The sequence below is a fragment of the Oscillatoria nigro-viridis PCC 7112 genome (assembly GCF_000317475.1).
GTDB lineage: Bacteria > Cyanobacteriota > Cyanobacteriia > Cyanobacteriales > Microcoleaceae > Microcoleus > Microcoleus nigroviridis.
The window spans coordinates 842,797-864,406 of the sequence record NC_019729.1 but is presented as its reverse complement, the minus strand read 5'-3'; the positions used below and the strand labels follow the sequence as shown (position 1 = coordinate 864,406).

The window sequence follows — 21,610 nt, the reverse complement described above, 5'->3', positions numbered from 1 at the left end:
AGGTAATTGGATTAAGTAAAATAGGCAAGCTGAATATCCTAAATGCTATTAGCCAGCAACTCCAGCTCAGCGCGATCGGCGATCGATCGGTCAGCAACTCCCAAAGTCCTTGCTCGCAAGGATTTTAGCAGCCAGCGAACCGATCGGCACTCGTAGCGTTGAAAGTTGGCGTTGACGGGTCACAACCAGACCTCCGGGCGCAAGCCCGCCTGTCAGGTGCTAGTAGTTTTTAAAGCAGTTTCTTCAGTTTATTCCTAATTTCCCTTAAGGGATGTGTCTCCGCTGCAAGGAGTTTTTATGAACCCCTCTCCCAACCGGTCTTCCAAATCGTCCAAATCTACTTCAAATCGCAAGGCTCAGCCCAGCGAGTTGGCCGTCAATCCGCCTAAAGATACAGATTCCATTCCTGAGACACCAGACGAAAGTTCGGTGCCTTCGGCGTTGGCTGCACCTGTTGACCAAAATCAACCGGCAACGCCAACAGACGCCCCAGCGTCCAAGGATAGGCTGCAACGACCACGCTACAGTTCTGCCCCCGACAAGGACAAAACAAAGCCACAAGACCAGCCCAGCAATGCTCCTGCACCCCCGGCGCCTGCAGCGTCTCCGACACCTGTCAGCGATACTCCAGCCCTAGCAGTCGCACCGCCGGCAAACGCCGAGCCAGCCGCTAACGAAAGTCAGGCCGTTGAGGACATACCCTCCGTCATGCGCCAACATCCCATTCCCCCCCCCAGCGAACCCAGACAGTACCGAGCTGTTGGTTTGGTGCGGGGCCGCTACACGCCATCAGAAGATCAATTCACCCGGGGTATGCTGATAGCTGCCGACGGAACTGCCATCGACGCAGTTTTGCTGGGTAGAGTCATGAGTTTAGTCAAAAATCACTTGGAGCTGGAACAAGAACACTTGTGGGTGGTCTATCCCCGCACCAGGCAAGAAGACGGCAACTTGCACGCCCAGATTATGGGGGTTTGGGAGCCGGAAACGCTCAAGAAACCTCCCGAACCGTCCTCTGATGAGGAAAATCAGGAAGCAGCGGAGATTGAGGCTAGTGGCGAAGCATCGACCGCATCTTTGTCGCCCTCGGAACCTGATGTTGAAGATGGCTATTTTTCGATTAGAGGTGAGGTGATTTATCAATCCCAAGACGAAGAAAAATATGTCATCGTCAAAATCAAGCAAGCTCCCCGCAAGAATGACGACAAGATGAAGTTTTTCAAACTCAAACTTAAGGGAGATTTAGCTACAAAGGCGATCGGGTTTTTCTGGGATTTCCACGTCAAATTGAAAGCTGACAGTCTGATGATTGAGCAGGCTAATAATATTGGTGCTCTGCCGATTAAAAAGCGGAAATTCCCCCCTGGCAGCAAGCCGCCCGGTGGCTTCAAAGGAGGAGGGAAGCGTCCGTTTACTCCTAGGCCTAGCGGTGACGGTGCTCCTGTAGGGCGTCCTACCATCAAGTCCGCAGCACCACCACCACCGCCTGTCCCGAAGGAACCTCTTCCTAAGCCGGTTAAGAAGCCTAAGCCGATCGAGGAATGAACCAATTTTAGATTTTAGATTTGAGATTTTAGATTAGTGTGTCCGAGACTAATTTACAACCGCTAAATCGCCAATCTAAAATCCTTTATTCGAGCCGGACTTGGGCGCCCCACAAATCTTGGGGGAGAAATACTCTGTCGGTGGGTAGGGGAGCAACTGGGGCCGTGAGGGTAAATTGACCCGCTTCAATTTGCTGCTTCAATTCCAATGCGACTTGCCGGGAGAGAAACATACTCGCCAGGGGGGCGGCCCGCACAGGTTTGCCCTCTATCAGGATGCGGCCAGTCTTTAATTGAGCATAGCTGACTAAACCGAATGTGGGACGAACGCGCCGGGGGATAGAGAAATCTACCACCGGCGCTACTATTTTTTTGTCTGATACTGCACAGTGGGCGACGACTGTTTCGTTTAAGACGGGAAAGGGGATGCCGACTCCCAGCATCAGGGATGGGCCGTAGTTTTTGAAGTAGCAGCCTCGCACCCATTTCGAGTTCATCTGTTTGGCGTCGCCGATGAGTGCGAGGGTGGCAGCGGGGCCGATGGGGGTGCGGTTGGGCTGGCGTTTTTGCAGCGGAAAGTGCTGGGTTCCTTCCCAGGTGATGTAGCCCTGAGCGCCTCCTAGGAAGATGCGGGTGCCGATGCCGATGATTTCGAGGTCGGGGTCGTTGAGCAGGGGAGACATGGCTCCAAGGTTCGAGTAGACGGCGTTGCCGAGGTTTGGTTGCAGGGGGCCGAGGTAGGTGAACAGCGGGCGATCGCCCCCGTTGACGCCAACAATAAAGTTTTGATATGCGTTGCGGGGATTGAATAAATAAAACTGGTTGATTGTATCGCGGGTAATCGTGGTTTCAAAGGAGGCGCGGGGGTAGCAGTCTGTTACTTGTCCCAAGGCGCGCAACTGCACGGGTTTGCCGGCTATTAAGTCTTCGATGACGTGTCCGCCTCCCCGTTCGCGGGATTCTTCGCCGTCTTCGGCTACTTGGGTGGCTCCCAGGTACAGGTCTACAGCCCCGAAGCCGGAGTAGGCTAAAACGCCGTCTAGCCAGCACTGGCGGATTTTTATCGGCGGGTCGGTATGGCCGAGGTTGATGATTGCACCGGAGGATTCCATGGGCTCGAAGGTGCCGGTGGTAATCACATCGACTTCTTGGGCTGCTTGGGTAATGCTGGTTTCTTGAACTCTAGTTTTGAGTTCTTCGATTGTCCAGACTGTGGCTTTGCCCTGGCTGATTTTATCGTTGATTTCGTCGATCGATCGCATAAGACTATTTTAGATTTTAGATTTTAGATTTTAGTGTGATGGAATGTCGATCGAGCGAATGCAGTTTTGGCGATCGGGCTGAGTTTGAGAACAAAGCAAAATGTTATAACAGATATCGGGATTATATTATAAATAAAATCAAGAGCGATCGCCATGACTCAAGCGATATTAAAACCCGTCACCTTCGATGAATTTATTGACTGGTATCCTGAAAATTCGGTAAACCGTTACGAACTCCACAATGGAGCTATTGTTGAGATGCCTAAAGCAACCGGAGAACATTCAGAAGTAGCGGGCTTCCTTGTCGCTGAACTCAACTTTGAAATCAGACGACTAGGACTTCCTTACTTCGTTCCCAAAGAATGCGTTGTCAAAGCTGATAATCAGCTATCTGGTTACGAACCGGATGCGATCGTTTTGGACAGGCAAGGGACGGACAGCGAACCGAGATGGAAAAAGGAATCTATCATTACAATGGGTAGTTCTGTCCGGCTAATTGTCGAAGTTGTCACTACCAATTGGCGGGATGATTACGGGTACAAATTGGTTGATTATGAAGCTTTGGGCATTTCTGAATACTGGATTGCCGACTATTTGGGACTTGGCGGGCGACGCTATATTGGCAATCCTAAACAACCTACTTTTTCTGTTTACCAATTGGTTGACGGTGAGTATCAAGTCTGTCAGTTTCGGGGCAGTGATAGGGTTGTGTCACCCACATTTGGGCAGTTGAATTTGACGGTTAAACAGATTTTTAGCGCTGGCAGATATCCGGTGTAAAATGCGAGGCTTCAATATAGTTATTTGAGGGCGTTCGTACCACAAATTTCCTAACTTTGTAGTGAATACTTCTGTACTCTAACTGGGAATGAATAAGAACTGAAGTCCTTACAAACCTTAATTATTGATGTTCAGGAGCGTCATTTTCTACACGATCTGGGATGTCGGGTTTGTGTTCTGGCCGCTTTTCTGGTCGGCTTTCGGTGACTTCTATAGATTCATATTCTTCATGGATAGCAGAATCGATTGCTGCTAAGGTTTTAGGACTGGCACTCCACTGGTTGAGGATATCTTTAATTAGGGCTTCCCTAATCCAAACTTGAGCTACAACGGTGAGGGGGAGGGCTAGCAATAGTCCTAAAAATCCAAAGAAGGTGGCGAAGAATACTTGAGATATTAAGGTAACAGCCGGCAGTAGCGCTACTTGCTGCGCCATAACGTAAGGGGTGAGGAGGTTGCTTTCAAATTGTTGAATTAGAAAGTAGAGGATAAGCACAAAACCGGATTTTAAGGGAGAGTCTAAAAGTGCGATCGTCATTGGGGGAATGACGCTCAAACCAGGACCGATATTTGGTATTAAGTTCAGCAAGCCGGCTAAAACAGCGTGAGCTAGAGCTAGGGGAACCTGCAATACTGACAAACCAATTAAACTCAGGAAAGTGATGACGCTCATGCTAATTAAAGCGCCGATTACCCATCGACCGAGCGCTATTTCGCATTCATCTAAGATGCCATCGATTCGCCGCCGATAAAAAGAGGGGAAAAGTTGTATAAATGCTTTGCGGTAAGAGAGAGGTTCTGCTAATGTCATCAAGGTCAAAACTATGACGAGCAAAAAGCTGAGGATAACACCTAATGTGTTGCCGACAAAAGCTCCTGCACCGCCGACGAGTTGGTTGAATAAAGGTTGCAGTTGTTGCATGATGTCGTTAACATCAAGATTTGGTAGCCGCTGACCAAATTGTCCTGAAAAGCGACCCTCAAATTGATCTATCCACTGATTTAATCTTTCTATTCCTTGAGGGGCTCTTTGGGTAAGTTGTTGAAACTGTTGGGTAAAGGGCGGTACAATTATCAGGAATAAGCCTACGAATACGAGGATTAGGAAGCTAACTGATAAGAGTACAGCGATCGATCTTTTGAGTCCGAATTTTTGCAAGTAGCGTGCTAGTCTGTTTAAGGCGGTGGCTAAGACGACGGCGGCAAACAGCAGCAGCAGGGCCTGCCTGATTTGCCACAGGATGTAACAAGATGTGATGAGGGCTAATAAGCCCATCCACTGTCCTAGCTTCATTAGATTTTAGATTTTAGATTTTAGATTTTAGATTGAGGAATAGGGTATGGGCATTACTGCTTGCTAATTGCTCTGCTGCCCAGAAGCGATAAATCGCATCTCTATAAGATACCTTAGATGCGGGCGATCGCATCTTTAATCAGATACACCTACTCGGACATTAGCATAAGCAGCCTCCTCAATTCCCTTTTGCGAACACCTGCTGCGCTGTCAGCTTCAATTCCGGGAAAGTTGGAGACTCAATACACTCGCCCCCTCGGAACAGTTTGACTTGATACTCGCCGTCAATTAGTTGGTAAACCGAAAAAGTGGGTTGTTTGGGGTTGCCAATAAACCGTCTGCCGCCCAATCCTAGATAGTCTATAATCCAATATTCTTGAATACCCATTGACTCATATGCCTCCAGCTTTAGGGCATATGAGTCACCCCAATTGGTGCTAGTTACCTCTACGATTAGGGGGACTGATGAACCCATTGTGATAATTGATGATTTCTCCCACCGCGGCTCGTTTCCAATGGTTTGTTCCTTGAGTACAATGATATCTGGTTCATATCCCGATTCCTCGCGCATGGGTTTGATGACGCATTCTTTGGGGATAAAGTACGGCAAATTAAGACGCTCAATCTCAATTCCTACCTTCAGCGCGGTAAAGCCGGCTACTTTAGAATGTTTACCTGTTGCTTGTGGGATTTCAACAATTTCTCCGTTGTGTAATTCGTAACGGTTTTCTCAATTTTCAGGATACCAGTCAATGAATTCATCGAATGTTACTAATTCTGTTATGGTTTGAATCATGGTGAGTGCCTCAACTTTGGTTGTGATAAGCTGTACGGGGAATTAAGATTTTGGCAAAAACACCGTCTTGAGGCCTAGTGTAGATCGATCGCACTTTTTGATGGCGTCTCTACTGCTGCTGTTGGCGCGATCGCCAGCCGAGGACGACTGCTAAGATGATACTGGGGGTAAAGACGGCGATGACGGCGTTGAGGTCGGTAGAGGGTATGGATAAGCTAGGCCCTGCGTACTTGATGGCTAGGGAAAGGGCGGCGGAGAGGGTGAATACTTTGAGGATGGGGCTGATGTTGGTGTTCATAGAGGTGGTAGTTGGTTGGGCGATCGGTTTTGAGAGTATTATTGCAAGTATGTGTTGCGGGTGGGCGGGCGGTTTGTGGATGGGGAGAGGGCGATCGCTTTTTCCCTAGGTGGCGAGGATAAGATGCCTTTCCTCTTTGGACTCAGAATAGGTCACGAAGTAATTTGGTAGTATTAGGCTGGATTAAGAATGGATAACAAAGAATCGGACATATTAGATAAAATTCGTCAGCAATTTGACAATTCTCCTTACCCGAGAATTTCCCTAGAACACTCTCCGAAAAATAGCCCGGAAGTTCTTTATTTTCATAACTTAGTCACGGCTTACTACTTAAGAAATCGAAAGCTTATCAATACTGAAGGCAAACTAATTCTGGATGCGGGTTGCGGTACTGGCTATACATCATTGGTTTTGGCTCTCGCGAATCCAGGAGCTAAAATAGTGGGGATTGATTTTTCAGAAGAATCTGTTAAACTTGCCCAGCAGCGCTTGGAATATCATGAATTTAAAAATGCTGAATTTCATGTAATGAAAGTAGAAGATATACCAAAATTATGCTTGCAGTTCGACTACATTAACGCAGACGAGGTTCTTTACATCCTACCCGATCCCCTTGCTGGAATGCAAGCGATGAAGTCAGTTTTAAAACCGGATGGCATTATCCGCACTAACCTCCACAGTTCTCTAGGTCGAACAGGGATGTTTCGAGCTCAGGCTATTTTCAAACTTCTGGGATTGTTGAACGATAATCCCGGAAAATTAGAGATTGAAATAGTTCGAGAGATGATGAACAGTCTGAAAGATGAATCCATGTTTAAGAGGCTGACGTGGAACTCTAACCAACCAAAAGATGAAGAGTGGATTCTAATGAACTACTTACTTCTGGGCGATAAAGGTTATACTGTACCCGAAATGTTTGCTGCTTTGAGAACAGCCGGTTTAGAGTTGATCCAGATGGTGGCTTGGCGTCGCTGGGAATTGACGGATTTGTTCGTAGATCCCGATAATTTGCCCGTGTTTTTGGCGGCAAGTTTGCCAGAAACTTCTGTGGAAGACCAACTGCATCTATTTGAGCTGTTACATCCTGCTAATCGCCTTCTGGACTTCTGGTGTGGCCATCCGGGCAAGGCTCAGCCGTTTGTGCCTGTGGCGGAATGGACTTTGGCTGACTGGCAAGCAGCACAAGTACATTTACATCCTCAACTGAGCACGCCTCAAGTGCGGGAAGACTTAATTAACTGTATTAACGACTATAGAGAATTTGAGATTAGCAGTTATGTCTCTTTGCAGGCGCCTGTTCCAGTCACGCTCAAAAGTATCATGGCAGCTTGCCTGCTGCCTTTGTGGGACAGCCCGCAGTCTGTACAGTCTCTTGCCGAGCGGTGGCTGAAGCTCAGACCGCTGCATCCTGTTAGTCTAGAGCCTGTGACGGAAAAGAAGGCGTTTGATGAAGTAAAAGACCTGTTGAAGGAACTAGAAGCTTTACTGTACGTACTTTTAAAGCGTTAAGGGCGATCGAGCTAAAAAAATTTGCAGGGGGTGATATAAAAGATCTCAGAAGTGGGTAAGTTACACTCAGGAGTTAGAAATCACACATTCCACGCCTCTAGGAGAAAAAACTTATGAAGACCGAATTTAAAACCAAGTTCCTGCAACACCTCCATCAAAGAAAGCAGGACAAAGGTTTCACGCTGATTGAACTGCTGGTAGTTATCATCATCATCGGTATTCTCTCTGCCATTGCTTTGCCTTCCTTCCTCAACCAGGCAAACAAAGCTAAGCAGTCAGAAGCAAAACAATATATCGGTTCACTGAACAAGGGTCAACAAGCCTTTTTTACGGAAGAGGGGAAATTTACAAGCGATATGAGTACCTTGGGTGTTGGTATTAAAACTGACACTACCAACTACTCCTATTCCTGTACAGGCACTGATAGCTCAGCCCTCTGTATGGGAAAATCAAAGAATACCAACACGCTCAATACTTATGCAGGGTCGGTGTTTCTGGAAGGAAATCCAAAAACATCTAGGTCAATACTTTGTGAAACTACGGCCCCTAGTCAAGCTGGTTTGATCGCTCAAGACGCATCAGATTGTGCGCCGATGAAGGCTGTTGGTGGCTAAAGCAGAAATCTATAGTGGCTGAGTTTTTGTCATCTGAGGCTGAACATTTTTCTGTCGCGCATTCTCCCTCCAAGCCTTAGCTTGGGGGGAATTAATTGTAGCCTGCTTCCAACCAGCTCACTTTATTTGAGGGTTGACTTACTAGAGGATTTTTATGAGTTCATCTAATACTTATGCAGTTGATTCGCAGCAGCAAGCCTATCAATGTTTGCTTCGGGGAGACTTTACTGAGGCTGTCAGCTTCTACGAAGAAGCAATTGCAAATGAACCTGGAATAAAATCCCACTACTGGCATTTGGGCTTGGTGCTGCTGTTGCAAGGGAAAGAAGCAGAAGCTCAGACGACTTGGCTGCTAGCAATGGCAGAGGGGGAAGCCGAAGAAGTTGAGCTCTGGACTGCAGAATTAATGCAGATTTTGCAAACAGAAGCCGAGCGTCGGGAGACTCTGGCAGATTATGCTGTGGCTTGGGCTATTCGGCAGCATATGCGGGAAATTAATCCGACTGATATCAATAACCTGTTAAATTTAATCGACCTGGATATCAAAGGCGAAACTCATACAGCAGAGGAGTTAATTTCTTACGGTGCGATCGAGCTTCTTCAGTCTGACCAACTGGTAGATGTGAATCCTGAACTATTGATGCAAGTGTTGCGCGGGGTATTAAATTACGCGCCTTTGCATCCACAAGTGCTGGAATTGGCAGAAGCTTGCGTAGCCCACGTGCGCGATCACAAGACTTTTATAGAGCTTTTGTTGCTAGCAGCTTTTAGAATTTCTTCATCGGAGGCACGGCCGGATCTGGCAGCAAGCTTTGCTGAGCTGGGTTTGCGTTTGGAACCCCAGCATATAGAAGTGCTGCGCCATTTGGCTGCTTTATATCAAGACGCTCAAAATTACTCGAAAGGTATAGATTTCGCTAAACAGTGCTATTCCCTCCTAGAAGAATTGCCCGAGCGAGTTTTTGCCAATCACCTGATTCTGCGGGGGTTGATGCACGCTGGTGGATATTTGGAAGAAGCTTGTTCACTGCTCCAGAAGCATGAATCCCTACTATTATCTTTGGTAGAGTTACAACCGACAACGCTCGATCAAATCACAACCATACGCTTATTTAGTACCCCTTATTATTTTCCATACTTGCGGGACGCGCCCGAGGCTAATAACCGTACTCGGAATCAGCTGGCTCATATATGTCAAAAAAATATTGAAATATATGCTAAAGATCGAGTTGAATTGTCTCGGCAGAGACGAGCGTCATCCACACAAAAAATCGATGCTAGTGCTAAACCTTTGAAGATTGGATACCTGTCCCATTGCCTTCGGGTACATTCTGTGGGCTGGCTAGCACGGTGGCTATTTGAGTATCACGACCAAGAAAATTTTCAAATTTACGCTTATTTAGTCAACTCTAAAGAGAGAAAGGACGATCCTTTACAGGAATGGTATATTAACCAAGCTTCTCAAGCGTACAAACTAGGAGTTAGAGGTTTAGAGATTGCCGATCGAATTTACGAAGATGATATTGATATTTTGGTTGATCTCGATAGTATAACTTTAGATGTTACCTGCGAAGTGATGGCCCTAAAACTAGCGCCTGTTCAAGTCACTTGGCTGGGTTGGGACGCATCGGGACTGCCAGCAATTGATTATTTCATTGCAGATCCCTACGTGTTGCCAGAAAATGCTCAAGAATACTACAGCGAAAAAATCTGGCGGTTGCCTAAAACCTACATAGCAGTGGATGGCTTTGAGGTGGCTGTACCAACTCTCCGGCGTGATGAGTTGAATATTCCGAGCGACGCAGTAGTATATTTGAGCGCTCAGAGGGGTTTTAAGTATAATCCCAATACAGCACGGCTGCAAATGAAGATACTTAAAGAAGTACCCAATAGCTACTTCTTGCTCAAAGGTATGGCAAATCAAGAATTAGTCAAAAGCTTTTTTGCTCAGCTGGCGGAAGAAGAAGGTGTAGATTGCGATCGCCTGCGATTTTTGCCGGGGGTGGCTTTATCTGCAACTCACCGTGCGAATTTGGGCATAGCGGATGTGGTACTTGATACTTACCCGTACAACGGAGCTACAACTACTTTAGAAACGTTGTGGATGGGTATTCCTATAGTAACCCGTGTCGGACAGCAGTTTTCGAGTCGAAACAGTTACACGATGATGATTAATGCGGGCATAACTGAGGGAATCGCTTGGACTGATGAAGAATATTTGGAATGGGGGATTCGTTTGGGGAAAGACTCTGCTTTGCGACAACAAATTTCTTGGAAACTGCGGCAGGCAAGGCAAACTGCTCCCTTGTGGAATGCTAAGGAGTTTACGCGAGAAATGGAGAAAGCTTACAAACAAATGTGGCAGAGGTATCTGGAGAAAAGCCCTTAACAAAGTTGCAGGTAAAGCCGTCTACAGTGACTTTACCTTTTTGACTTCCTCAGAGTTTTTCCAACTGATTTTGATTTATTGGTGACTCTCTTGCATAAAATCTTCTAGTTTCCAGGTGGGAATGTCTTCAGCTTTAGCTTGTGCGATCGCCTCTCTATTCTCATTTTCCCATACAATTCGAGCGTGAAGGCGAGGTATAAGTGCTTTCCACTGAATTTCGCTCAACTCTCCAATAAGTGAAATTTCTGGGCCTTCCGAAACGTCTAAATCCTCTGCCATCAACAAATTCATGGCAATGCTGGATAAAGCAAGATTGGCATCTTCGTCAGAAATATTGCTGCTGTCTACTAAGAGAGTCATCTTGCTTTTATCTGGGTGAGTTGCGATCGCTCTAACAACTCGTTCTATATCTACGCCCAAATACTCTTCCGGTTGCGTCCAATCTGGAAAAACAATTAAATTAATATCTTTCAAGTTGAGACGTAAGAGAGTTGTGTCAATCAAGGCTGAACTAACTGTTTTCGCCATTTTTGACCAAGAGAACTGTTTCGCTTGTGCGAGTCCCGCAGCAATCAATGACTTGCGAACTTTGGGTTTTTGTACTTCGCAAAGTGCCTCAGTTAGTCCATCAACATCCTCATCATTCACATATATTGCGGCTTCCCCTGCCACTTCGGGAATAGAGCCATTACGGCAAGTAATCACAGGACAAGCACAAGTTATTGCCTCTAGAATAGGTAAGCCAAAGCCTTCATATTTCGAGGGATGAACCAGCGCCACAGCACCGGCATAAGATAATCTCAACTCCTCATCGCACAGTTGCAGCATATGCACGGTACTACCCGATGTATACGCTCTAAATTTTGGGTCTAATAATACGCTACTCCCCGTGCAGACAATTTCAAAGCCCTGTCTGCTGTAAAGTTGAGCAAAAGCCTCGAAGAACAACGTCGCATTTTTATAGCTGCTGCCAACACCAACCAACATAAAGTAAGGCTTTGAGATGCCGTACTTAGTCTTAAAATGATTAATTTCATCTTCCCTGGCGGGCGAGAAACTAGCTGTCACACCGCAATGAGCTACCCTTACTGAAGCGGAAGAAACTGCGGGAAAAATTTTTACCAGGTCATTAGCTGTATTTTGCGAAATTGCAATGTAAGCAGAGGCGTGGCGAATTCCGTAATGCTTCTCGCGCCACATGGGAGAATCGGAATTTGGCGATAACACTTCTGGAATCATGTCATACGCCATGAATACAGAAGGCGTTGATATAGGTGTTGTGTAGTAAGTCGATATAAATAAGTCAGCTCCCTCTTCATTGCAGATTTGCTGTAGAATTTCGCGATCTGCCGCTGTGTTGTCGTAGTCATAAGGTGGCGCTTTCCGATACCAAATCCCTGGAATTTCGGGAGCAGTTCCATCCCTGTCAACAACAATAATATGTTTAGCAAACCCATCTTCAGCCCATTCTTCCAGCAACGAACACCAGACACGGGCTATGCCTGTTTTGTAGCGCTGGAAAAATACAGCGTCAATCACAATTGTAGGAGATTGTTTGTTGTTTGCTAAAGTTTGGCTCTGCAACCGATCGGGTTTTACAAACTGCCAGCCTGTGCCGCTGGATTCTTTCTTTGCAATTGGTACTACAGCAAGCGACTCTGCCATATCAACCGCTGTTGCATCTTGTACCCAAGAAAAATACTGACGTAACATAACTGGAAATTTATCCTGCTGCTGCAACGCCGTCCATTCCGAGAAGGCATTTTTATAACCGTAATATTGTTCTTTAAATCGTAGCTGTTCCGGCGTCACGTAAGCAAAATGCTGGAAAACCAACCCCTGTCTTTCTGTGTCCTCATGTAAAAAAGGGTTGACTGCTGCAAGATCCCTCCATTCGGCATCTGATAAAGGTTCAACTAATCTAGGAGGTTCGTGAGCTGCCCAAACACATCCGGGTTTAAACCTCCATGTTCGCAACCATTCTTGTGCAGGATTCTCAGCATAACAGTTGCGAGTGCTAATCACCAATTTCTCTCCTACAAAATACCAGCACCAGTAGAAAGCAGCAGTTTTTTCAGGATTATTTACGAACATCTGCCATGCTTGGCAAATTTGCTCGACAGTCCACAGTTCATCTACATCTACCTGCCACAGCAAGCATTCCTCATTAATATTTTCTAGCGGTGCATTCACCATTTCACGTTTTCCCTCCCAAAAAACATCCTTTGACTTGCGATAAACGGTGATATTTTCGGGATATAGCCGTGCTAGTTCGTCTAGGTATTCTGATGTACCGTCATTGCTGCGTCCGCTGCAATGGATTTCGTCAGGAATTTGCCCCCCTAACTTCAAACTCCAGGCAGTGTCGTACTTCAAATCCGCTACTCCTTCCACAATGTGCCAGTGCCATTGGAACGGTAGTTGCTGGAAGACTTCTATGTGATAGCGAATGAAGGGTTCGCCATTTAGGACGATCGTAAAAAAGTGAATGGGAAGCACTATTTTTTGAAAGATGGCGTAACCATTGCGTAAATTTACATTTTGAGCTATACACAAATAATTTTTATCGGCGCTCAATCTCTGAAAATTTTGGTAGTTTTTAAACGTATTTATATCGTCAAGTAAAATAATTTTTGCACCGTATACTTCCTCTAGTTCTGCCCTGCCAGTAAATTCCGAGCCATCTATTAGAACTGCATCAAAAACATCAATGTTATTTTCCTTCTTAATTTTTTTTATGCCGCCCTCTAAAACCATTGAATTTTTGAGGTAGTCCACATCCTGAGCTAGCCATCCTAGAACTGTATCAATTGGATATTCGTTAAGATTAGTACGATTTTTATAGTAAAAACTAATGACTTCATCTGCCTTTGAAAAATTAGCCAAAGAAACAGAAGAAATATTGTAGCACCTGACAAAAGGGTCATCTCTGTAGGTTTTTTGAAGCTCAGCAAACCGAGACTTGGAAATCTCCATACAGAAAAGGGTTGGCCGGTTAGGATTTTCCCGAAGACCTGTTACAAAGGCTTCTGTACTTCCTTGCCCTGAAGATGAGCCGATTTCTAAAACAGTTCTGATATCGGCTTCGCGAGCAATCTCATGAATTGCTGCGTAAAATTCATCATTTTTGATTTCGGGAGGAATCAAACGGTTGAGGTCAGAATTAGCCTTGTCAGTTTTTGTACTGCCAACCTCTTCATCTCGTAAAATTGGCTCGCTGTTCCACGGATCAAATGCAATTAGTTTTTTTGCCGACAAGTCGGGGCGCATGAAAAGTTGACCTCTTTCATTTAACATACAAGCCGCAAACGAAAATGAGCTATTTGAAATCGCTACTATATCGCATTGGCTCAACAAGTAAAAATCCAGATAAAACTCTGCTTGCGGTAACTCTACGCCTAAATCTTTTGCGGTAACGGGGTTGTATTCAATAAAATCGCCACTCACTTTTGCCGGTTCATCGCTGGCAATAAATAGTATGGGTTCGTCTAGGGTTTCCCACAAACCTTTTAGCCATGCTTTGTACCATTCGCTCGGCGCTATAAAAAAATACCCGTAGCCGTAATCTCCGCGTCGCAGATGCAAACCAACGATGGTTTTGCCTCGCAAGCGAAGGCTTGCTAAGGTTTCGCTGATTTTTTCTTCTACTTCAGCCACTGGTTTGAACAGCGAGCAAAAATATTCCTTGTGTGGCGCATAATATTTTGTATGGTACTGGAAATAACCCCAAAAATCCACTGCTTTCAATATTGTTTTCGCATTAGGTATGCGAGCTTCCGCAATGTTACTACTTTGCTCTACAAATACAGGTAACTGCTGAGATATTTGGGAATCGTTGTGACCAAAGAGATCTTGTCCAATCCAGCCTGGTGTCTCCACTCTCAAGTTATGTTCTTTGGCATAGATTTTTAAAAAGGCATACTGAAAGATTTGATTGGCAAACCGCCCATTTTTACCAAGAGTAGACATTGTAACAACTGGCTTTTTTACGTAAAACGCATCACCCCAAGATGGATGAAATGGTGTTGCAGTTGCTACGCGCTCAAAACCTTGCTTGTCTAGAAACTCGTCTAGCTGGTCAATTAAAGCGCAGCCTTCATAGAGTTCTTCATAATTAACTTCCGTAATAATTGCTTCTATATGTTTGAGAACGGTGAGAGATCCTTGCAGGGCTAACAGTTCTGCGCCTTGTATATCTATGACTAAAAAATTAAATTCTTCTGGGTTGATTTCCAGTTCTTGCAACAGCGTATCTAGGGTTCTTGACTGTACAGAGATTTGATGAGTTTCTTGGATATAGGGATAGATTTCTTGATGGCGTTTCAGTGGCAAAATTGAACTACTTTGATCGAAGGAAGTGACGCGTAAGTTGACGGTGCCGTTGTAATTGCCGATCGCACAGTTGACGGCTTGCACATTGCGATGTCCGGCTATATTTGCTTTTAATCTTTCAAATACAGTGGGGTTAGCTTCAACAAACAGCACCCTTTGCGTTCCAAGAGCTTGATATAGGGTAATCTCCTCCCCATCATGCGCTCCAATGTGGATAATGCCGCGCCATGTGAGAGAATATTGCGAACAAAGCCGCTGCAAATCGATCGCCATAGGTGCTTCCTCCAAGAGAGTAGATTTGAATCGTTCGTTTACGGCTAAAAAACTGCTGTATTCATAGTTTTCATATTGGGGGAGAAAGTTTGGAATGTGTTCTAAACCATTGGGTAAAATTTTAAATAAAAGGTATCGAAAATCATCTAAATATTCAAATACTTGTTTGAGAGTCGTATTAGCCTCTAAAAAAGTGCCACCATATGCAAATTGTATGTAATCAATTTGTCCTTTTTGTAATAACTTTTTTGCACCCTGAAGCGCTTCCCATTCCCCCCCTTCTGTATCAATTTTCAAAAAATTAATATGTTCAATACCCTTAGTTTGAGCATATTTATCAATAGTGGTAGTCCAAACATGATTTTTTTTAGGTAATCCCAGATTATATTGTTTTTCTAGCTCCGATCTGGGATAAAATGTACTCCATTCAGTATAATTTTCGTAATAATAAAATTGTCGGATTTCCTCTAGCCGTGAAATTGCCAAGTTATTTGTTAGCACTCTGCCAATTTTAATTGATTCGGCAAATTTTTCCAGAATTGTTTCATACGTAGATGGTGCTGGCTCAAATACATGAACTTGAACATTAGGACATCTATTCAATACTTCCTTTGTCCAGCTACCAATATTTGCACCTATATCGAAAACCACCTGACCTGGGGCAATAAATCTTTCAATAATTGTAATTTCGTTATTAACATTCCCTTGATTACCGATGTTATTAGTAGGCATCCCATCTATATTCATAGTTACTTATTTCCTCAAACTAAGTCGGATATTTTACTTGGCAGCTAATTTTTTTCTTATTGAAGAAGCATTCAGTCTCCGGCTTCAGCATCTACTCTGAAAACCTGTAATCTGCGATAGCCCTTCTCACTCCCCCCTAGTCTTTTTATTTCATCCCTTGCCTCGCCTGCGCCAACAGCGCCTTATAATCCGATCGTCCGGGATTTAGCTTCACCAACTTCTCCAAAGGCTCGATCGCCCCCACCTGATTATTCATCTGCAACCGCACATTTGCCAACCCCTCCAGAGCCGTCTGATTCTGCGGTTCTCGCTGCAAAACCGTTTCATATCCCCGTTCCTGCGCCGCCAGCAAAGATTCCTGAGAAACAGCCACAGGCGTCGGCTTTTGCTGGTGCTGGCTGCTCAAACCGCTGCTGAACAGACTGAAAATACCAAAAATCGCAGAACCACCAAACGAAACCATTGATACTAACGCAAAAATCTGCTTAATTCGATCGCTCCGATGAACCGGACGAGCACTAGATTTTTTCTGTGTACTTTCCATTGCTAACTCTTGGCCTCGCTGTTTTCCAGGCACTCGCAAAGCACCTATCTCTAGAATGCCCAAGTTCGATCGCAAAACGATCGCCCCTCCCAATTTAAAATTTTCGCTAAAACTACCTACACATCAACCGATATTTGTCAAGCAAATTCAACAAATTGTCTGGTTCACAAGCGAGCAGAGCTTGTAACAATTATCCTATAACTTTACAAAGACGCGCCCGGACGCAGTACCGGAAATACTTCGTCCGGGCGACTTCTCCAATGTTGTCAACCCAACACGGAGAACAATACAATTATGCCAAATAATCCAAACTGGTTGCGTTACGATCCAGATGAAGACAAGTCTCGACATGGAGCGGCAGACGAAGCTTGTTGCTATGAGATGCAAAGAAAATATGGTTGGAAACTAATTGACATTGAGGAGACTGATATAAATGGTCTAGAAGTCGATTGTGTTTTCCGAGGAAAAACAGAGTTTCCTAAATCATTCTACGACACACAAAGGGAGGACGACGATGCATAAATACATTATTTTCAGAGCAGAACCGAGAACTCCTGGGTGGAAAGATAGAAAACTACAGCACACTCAATCATTGACTCGTATTTTGGCAGAACACTTTGACTCTTCTGACGGGCCAATTCCTGAAGTTGGCTATCGTCCCCCAGAGTTTGTTCGTGTGGAAGCAGAACACGATCCAACTCGGCACGGTTACAGCACTCATTACCGCACAGGTGACTGGGAAGTTGCGCGGGTTGAGACTTATACTCCCGATATTCCGATCGGTGAATTTGATATGGTAGTAATCTGCTATTGCCAATATTCCCCTATTGATGGTCCCCTCAAACCCATGCCAGAACGTCAAGTTTCTGTCGATTCCTTTAGAGGCGATAAGGAAGCTTATCAACGTTGGTTAGAGTCTCAAAAAGGCAAAGAATACACTGAAGTGTAAATAATACAGGACTTACGCATCCCCTAATCCCTTGCTCCTCTAATCTTCCCGGACTCTGACGGATCGTTATTCAACTAACAATTTACTTGAGAAATAAAAGTGCGATCGAATTGGTGAAGCGCGATCGCACTTTTATTTCTTTAGCCATTATCTTGTGGCAATTGTCCAAACTGCTCTCGATACCGCGCTAGCAAAGATTCGAGTTCAGCAGCACGTTGCCGTTCCGCTTCAGCACGTTGCCGTTCCGCTTTTAAAGCTGAAGCCAATTCATCGGGAATCAATAATTTATCTCCATTATCTTCCCGATAAAACCCAAGGAGTTTTCCCTCTACTTCTAACCGCAGTTGCAATACTTCGCTGCGATTATCTCTAATTAATTGATACCCCTCTACTCCCAGTCGGTACCCCCGCAATTGTTCGGGAATCCATTCACCTCTAGGGTCAAACAACCAATATTCCTGAACTTCTATCCCCTCGTACAAATCTTTTTTATTATTTTGATCTTCCGACTTTGTACCTGGTGATGTAATTTCAAAAATCACTTTCGGCACTTGCCCTTCTTCCCATATTTTGTAATTATCTCTGCCACCAGGTTCTACATCAAAAATCACCATCACGTCTGGTGCTACACGGACTTTTGGGAAACCTTGAGCGTAGTATAAAAATTGGTTTGCTAAAACAGTAGCTCGACGGTCTGCGAGGTATTGTTTTAAGACTTCTAAAGTAGTTAAAATTGCGTAAAGATGGTCGTAAGTTTCTGCCACTGGTTCTCCATCAGCGCTAGGGTATACGATTTCAGAAGTTTTGAGGGTGGGAACGACTGCTGTCATGGTCGTGCTTCCTGTGAGTTGTATATATATTATAAACTTGTTTCCTGCAACTAAGTAGGTTAATTTAATTAAATGTAAAACGATCTCGTGCTTGAGAGTCGCGACTTATTCAAGAATTAGGTTCTGGTATTATCTATTTTTGACTACAAATCCCCATCGATCGCCCTTTTGAATTCCTTAATTGCCTCAACATGACTCGGCATATTAACACACCTGACGAGTAAACCAATATCGAGTTCTGGGAGCAATTGGGAATTTGCAATCTCTTCGTATCCTTGCTGTCTGAGAGCATACAGAGACAGTCGGCTGTTTTCCCAAAACCAGACTTCGGGGATTTGCAGCCGTTTGTAAGCCTCTAGCTTATCAATTCCGCCGCTAGTGACGACACATTCGATCGCTAAATCTGGACGTTCTCTATCAGCACCCAATTCGTAAGACTTGTCTGCTTGACACTTTACCAGTCGCAATTCATTTTCTCAAGTCAGAGACTTCGTAGGGGTGAAATCCATTCCTGCCGCCATCAGGTAAGTTTCTAGCAACGCACCGATACGTCCCTTGGCTGTTTCGTGTTTTCTTCCAGCAATTTTCTGAATCTCCAGTATCCCATCTAAAAATGACAGCCGCACCCCTGGAATATCCAGCATCGGTTCTAAGGTTTTGAATTGTTCCCAGGTTAACCCTGGAAATAGCAACGGCCGATCTAATTTTTCTTCTAATGTTTTTGCAGTCATCCCCGCTCCTTAATTTCCAATCGAAAATCGAAAATATAAAATCGAGAATCTCAACTCTAAAATCGCTCGCTCTGGCTCCTTGATTCCCAATTATTCAATCGAAAATCGAAAATCGAAAATCGCTCGCTTCCCAATTATTCAATCGAAAATCGAAAATCGCTCCCTTCCCAATTATTCAATCGAAAATCGAAAATCGCTCCCTTCCCAATTATTCAATCGAAAATCAAAAATCGAAAATCGAAAATCGATCGACCTTTCGGGCTTCAAATGCCATCAGGATCGATACCCTGACTTCTCAAGTATGCCATTAGTCGATCGGCCCTCTGGCGTTCCTCTTCGGCCCTCTGGCGTTCCTCTTCGGCGCGCTGGCGTTCCTGTTCCACCCGTTCGGCACCCCACAGCAGCAAATTGCCATTCTCATCCCACCAGCGCAACCAATAACCCGTTCTCTGAGATTTTTCACCTTCCCAAACCCCCAGAAATAAACCCATTGATTCTATCCAGAATCGCTGATTAGCATCCGGTTCTTGCAGTTCGTATTCTCCAGAATTCGAGAGTCTGTACACTTCCAATACTCCCGATTTAGGTTCAAAAATTACATAAATCGGTACTTGCAAAATCCGCTCATAAAACCGCCATTTCCCGTAAGGATATGTCGGTTTATTTGAATATTCACTACCGTCAGTATCCGATAAAAATTCCATTACTACAGCGGGGACTTCTCCCTCAGCATTGCGCGTATAACTGCGGCGAACTTCTCCTGGTTCTGCTGGCAATACCGAGGGAACGTACACCCAATCCGGTGCTTTTACTACTGTTTTGTCGTTAACTTTGGCACAGAGTCCAAAATTGGAAGCTATTAGCATTGAAGCTAGGATAAATCCTGCGAGATCCAAGGCTTCTCGGAGGGCAGCGGCTAAAAGTGGTTGGTCAATGTTTTCCACGGGATCGTCGGGTAATTTAAAGTCATCTGGCAATTTTTCCCAAGTTACAGTATACTGGGTTTTGCTTTCAGCCGATTTCGAGAATGTTTGCGTCATTGGTTTTACTTGTTTCGATAAAAAGAGTTTTTTCTTAATAGGATTTGGACAATAACTTTAATGCCGGGTGCGAAAGATCCACCTTATTAAGTAGCTGTAATCGGAGTGCGTATTGCCCACCTTACTAACTAGAGGAAGTCGCGAATCTTGCAATGGCTGTTATTCAATGATACCCTCTTTTAAGGGGTATTCTCTGGAGCAACTGGTTCTGCTGACCTGGCAGTTTGAGAAGGTATAACAGGCAATTTTTGCTGTTTTTGCAAGCGAGGAAATCCCGGATCTACTGATTGATTTCTGGCAGGTGTACTCGCATTTACTTTCTCTGAAAGGGGAGCTAATGTTTGAGTCACTTTAACTTGCTGTCGCAGTTGTTCTGTCGAACCCAACAAGCCTCCCAATCCGTTGAACAACCTGCGAATATTGTTGCGGAAAGCCGGATCTCCTGTCAAATCATCCACGTCGGAAGTAATTTTCTGCACGTTCTGAAATGTAGCTCGTGCAGAATCTAGAGTTTGCTGCAATAATAGCAAAGTGGCGGGATTGTTTACCTGGCTGGATAAATCTCGCAAATTACCCGAAGCTTGGGCCGCATTTGCTGATAAAACTTCTAAATTGTTCAGCAATTGTCCTTGGTTGATTCGATTAATTGTCGGACTCAAACTGCTGACAGCTACCCGCAATTCCTGACTGCTTTGATTGATGTTATTCAGAGTTGAGACTAAACTGGCGCGGTTGGTTGTTACTAAAGAATTGAGTTGGTTGGCTGTTAATGTAATTTGATTGGCTGCTTGAGTTACTGAATTAGCAGAATTTATCGCAGATGCAGATACGGCTTTTGTGGAAGTGTCCGCCGTAGCGGCTACTTTAGAAACATCAGCGGCAACTCCTGAGATTTCCGTCTTGAGCGATTGACTTAAACTGGTCGCTTCTCCCTTTAATGATTGATTTAAACTGCTTGCTTCCCCCTTTAATGATTGATTTAGACTTGATATTTCCGTTTTTAATGATTGATTTAAGCTGCCAAGGTCTCCCCTGACAGATTGATTTAAAGTTTTTATTTCTGTTTGGGCTGTTTGAGTTAAAGTCGATAAATCTTGAGTGAGTTTAGCTGCACCTTTAGCTGTTTTTGCTGTATTTTCTGCCAGGGATTTAATATTGTTAAACAGCGCGGGGTCAGTGTAAAAATTAGCTAGGCGGACTGTGGATTTAATTAGTTCGTCGATAGTGACTCCAGCTTGACCTTTTAAGCGCGAATTTTGGCAGATAATTTCCGGGGGACATTCGGCACTCACGGGATTGGCGGTAAGTAATGATTCTGGCAAAATCGAGTTGGGGGTAATGTCGATCGACGATTCGCCAATTAAACCCGATTTATTCGCTTCGATCGTAACATCCCTGGGAATCACTAAAGTACCGGGGGCAATCTCCAGCGTCACGTCTACGCCGTTGGAACCCGGTTTGAGGGCGGTAATTTTACCGACGGCAACCCCGCGATACCTGATGGGCGTACCTATTTGCATTCCTTGGGCGCTGGCAAATTCTACGGCGAATTTGTAGCTGCGGTTTCCTACCTGCACGCCCCGCAGCCAGAGCACTAAGCCGCCAAATAAACCGATTCCTACTAAAATTAAGAACCCGACAGAACCTTCTCTTACAGTTCGCGATCGCATATTTTCTC

The 21,610-nt window shown here is 44.8% G+C and carries 17 protein-coding genes and 1 pseudogene; 7 read left to right on the top strand and 11 right to left on the bottom strand.

Annotated elements, in window-relative coordinates:
• The first annotated feature begins 297 nt into the window (after positions 1 to 297).
• Complete coding sequence (patR, locus tag OSC7112_RS03800; protein ID WP_015174663.1) at positions 298 to 1,545, top strand: heterocyst master regulator PatR; 1,248 nt, start codon at positions 298 to 300, stop codon at positions 1,543 to 1,545.
• Between the two features lie 85 nt (positions 1,546 to 1,630).
• Here patR and OSC7112_RS03795 read toward each other — a convergent pair whose 3' ends face one another.
• Positions 1,631 to 2,806, bottom strand: coding sequence for a homocysteine biosynthesis protein (locus OSC7112_RS03795; RefSeq protein ID WP_015174662.1), 1,176 nt, complete (start codon positions 2,804 to 2,806; stop codon positions 1,631 to 1,633).
• 153 nt (positions 2,807 to 2,959) lie between these two features.
• Between OSC7112_RS03795 and OSC7112_RS03790 the strand changes: the two genes are divergently transcribed.
• Positions 2,960 to 3,586 carry a Uma2 family endonuclease gene (locus OSC7112_RS03790; protein ID WP_015174661.1) on the top strand — a complete coding sequence of 209 codons (627 nt, stop codon included), beginning with the start codon at positions 2,960 to 2,962 and terminating at the stop codon, positions 3,584 to 3,586.
• Positions 3,587 to 3,707: 121 nt separating this feature from the next.
• On the opposite strand, the gene OSC7112_RS03785 is transcribed toward OSC7112_RS03790, so the two are convergent.
• The 3 genes and pseudogenes from OSC7112_RS03785 to OSC7112_RS35225 all read right to left on the bottom strand — a co-directional run bounded on the left by OSC7112_RS03785 (position 3,708) and on the right by OSC7112_RS35225 (position 5,974).
• Positions 3,708 to 4,880: an AI-2E family transporter gene (locus OSC7112_RS03785; protein WP_015174660.1), complete on the bottom strand. Its 1,173-nt coding sequence runs from the start codon at positions 4,878 to 4,880 to the stop codon at positions 3,708 to 3,710.
• Positions 4,881 to 5,058: 178 nt separating this feature from the next.
• A pseudogene (locus tag OSC7112_RS03780) lies at positions 5,059 to 5,676 on the bottom strand (Uma2 family endonuclease).
• 109 nt (positions 5,677 to 5,785) lie between these two features.
• Complete coding sequence (locus OSC7112_RS35225) at positions 5,786 to 5,974, bottom strand: hypothetical protein (protein ID WP_015174659.1); 189 nt, start codon at positions 5,972 to 5,974, stop codon at positions 5,786 to 5,788.
• Positions 5,975 to 6,163: 189 nt separating this feature from the next.
• On the opposite strand from OSC7112_RS35225, the gene OSC7112_RS03770 reads away from it, so the two are divergent.
• The 3 genes from OSC7112_RS03770 (at position 6,164) to OSC7112_RS03760 (ending at position 10,486) form a co-directional block, all read left to right on the top strand.
• Positions 6,164 to 7,483: a class I SAM-dependent methyltransferase gene (locus OSC7112_RS03770; RefSeq protein WP_015174658.1), complete on the top strand. Its 1,320-nt coding sequence runs from the start codon at positions 6,164 to 6,166 to the stop codon at positions 7,481 to 7,483.
• Between the two features lie 113 nt (positions 7,484 to 7,596).
• Positions 7,597 to 8,097 (top strand): type IV pilin-like G/H family protein, encoded by a 501-nt coding sequence (locus OSC7112_RS03765; protein WP_015174657.1) that lies wholly within the window; start codon positions 7,597 to 7,599, stop codon positions 8,095 to 8,097.
• Between the two features lie 154 nt (positions 8,098 to 8,251).
• Positions 8,252 to 10,486, top strand: a complete 2,235-nt coding sequence (locus OSC7112_RS03760; protein ID WP_015174656.1) for an O-linked N-acetylglucosamine transferase, SPINDLY family protein — start codon at positions 8,252 to 8,254, stop codon at positions 10,484 to 10,486.
• 75 nt (positions 10,487 to 10,561) lie between these two features.
• On the opposite strand, the gene OSC7112_RS42110 is transcribed toward OSC7112_RS03760, so the two are convergent.
• Complete coding sequence (locus OSC7112_RS42110) at positions 10,562 to 15,838, bottom strand: FkbM family methyltransferase (protein ID WP_015174655.1); 5,277 nt, start codon at positions 15,836 to 15,838, stop codon at positions 10,562 to 10,564.
• Positions 15,839 to 15,983: 145 nt separating this feature from the next.
• Positions 15,984 to 16,475 carry a tetratricopeptide repeat protein gene (locus tag OSC7112_RS03750; protein WP_223300752.1) on the bottom strand — a complete coding sequence of 164 codons (492 nt, stop codon included), beginning with the start codon at positions 16,473 to 16,475 and terminating at the stop codon, positions 15,984 to 15,986.
• A 201-nt stretch (positions 16,476 to 16,676) separates the two neighbouring features.
• Between OSC7112_RS03750 and OSC7112_RS03745 the strand changes: the two genes are divergently transcribed.
• Complete coding sequence (locus OSC7112_RS03745) at positions 16,677 to 16,904, top strand: hypothetical protein (RefSeq protein ID WP_015174653.1); 228 nt, start codon at positions 16,677 to 16,679, stop codon at positions 16,902 to 16,904.
• Entirely contained in the window at positions 16,897 to 17,331 is a 435-nt protein-coding gene (locus OSC7112_RS03740) for a hypothetical protein (protein ID WP_015174652.1), read from the top strand. Before OSC7112_RS03745 ends, OSC7112_RS03740 begins: the two co-directional genes overlap by 8 nt.
• Positions 17,332 to 17,471: 140 nt before the next feature.
• Here OSC7112_RS03740 and OSC7112_RS03735 read toward each other — a convergent pair whose 3' ends face one another.
• The 5 genes from OSC7112_RS03735 to OSC7112_RS03720 all read right to left on the bottom strand — a co-directional run bounded on the left by OSC7112_RS03735 (position 17,472) and on the right by OSC7112_RS03720 (position 21,602).
• Positions 17,472 to 18,161, bottom strand: coding sequence for a Uma2 family endonuclease (locus OSC7112_RS03735; protein ID WP_015174651.1), 690 nt, complete (start codon positions 18,159 to 18,161; stop codon positions 17,472 to 17,474).
• A 143-nt stretch (positions 18,162 to 18,304) separates the two neighbouring features.
• Positions 18,305 to 18,628: a Uma2 family endonuclease gene (locus OSC7112_RS42105; protein ID WP_317623930.1), complete on the bottom strand. Its 324-nt coding sequence runs from the start codon at positions 18,626 to 18,628 to the stop codon at positions 18,305 to 18,307.
• A gap of 9 nt (positions 18,629 to 18,637) precedes the next feature.
• A complete protein-coding gene (locus tag OSC7112_RS42100; protein ID WP_317623929.1) occupies positions 18,638 to 18,892 on the bottom strand; it encodes a PDDEXK family nuclease in 255 nt (84 codons plus the stop codon).
• A gap of 263 nt (positions 18,893 to 19,155) precedes the next feature.
• Positions 19,156 to 19,932, bottom strand: coding sequence for a Uma2 family endonuclease (locus OSC7112_RS03725; protein ID WP_015174650.1), 777 nt, complete (start codon positions 19,930 to 19,932; stop codon positions 19,156 to 19,158).
• 179 nt (positions 19,933 to 20,111) lie between these two features.
• Positions 20,112 to 21,602, bottom strand: a complete 1,491-nt coding sequence (locus tag OSC7112_RS03720; RefSeq protein WP_015174649.1) for an MlaD family protein — start codon at positions 21,600 to 21,602, stop codon at positions 20,112 to 20,114.
• Positions 21,603 to 21,610: the final 8 nt, after the last annotated feature.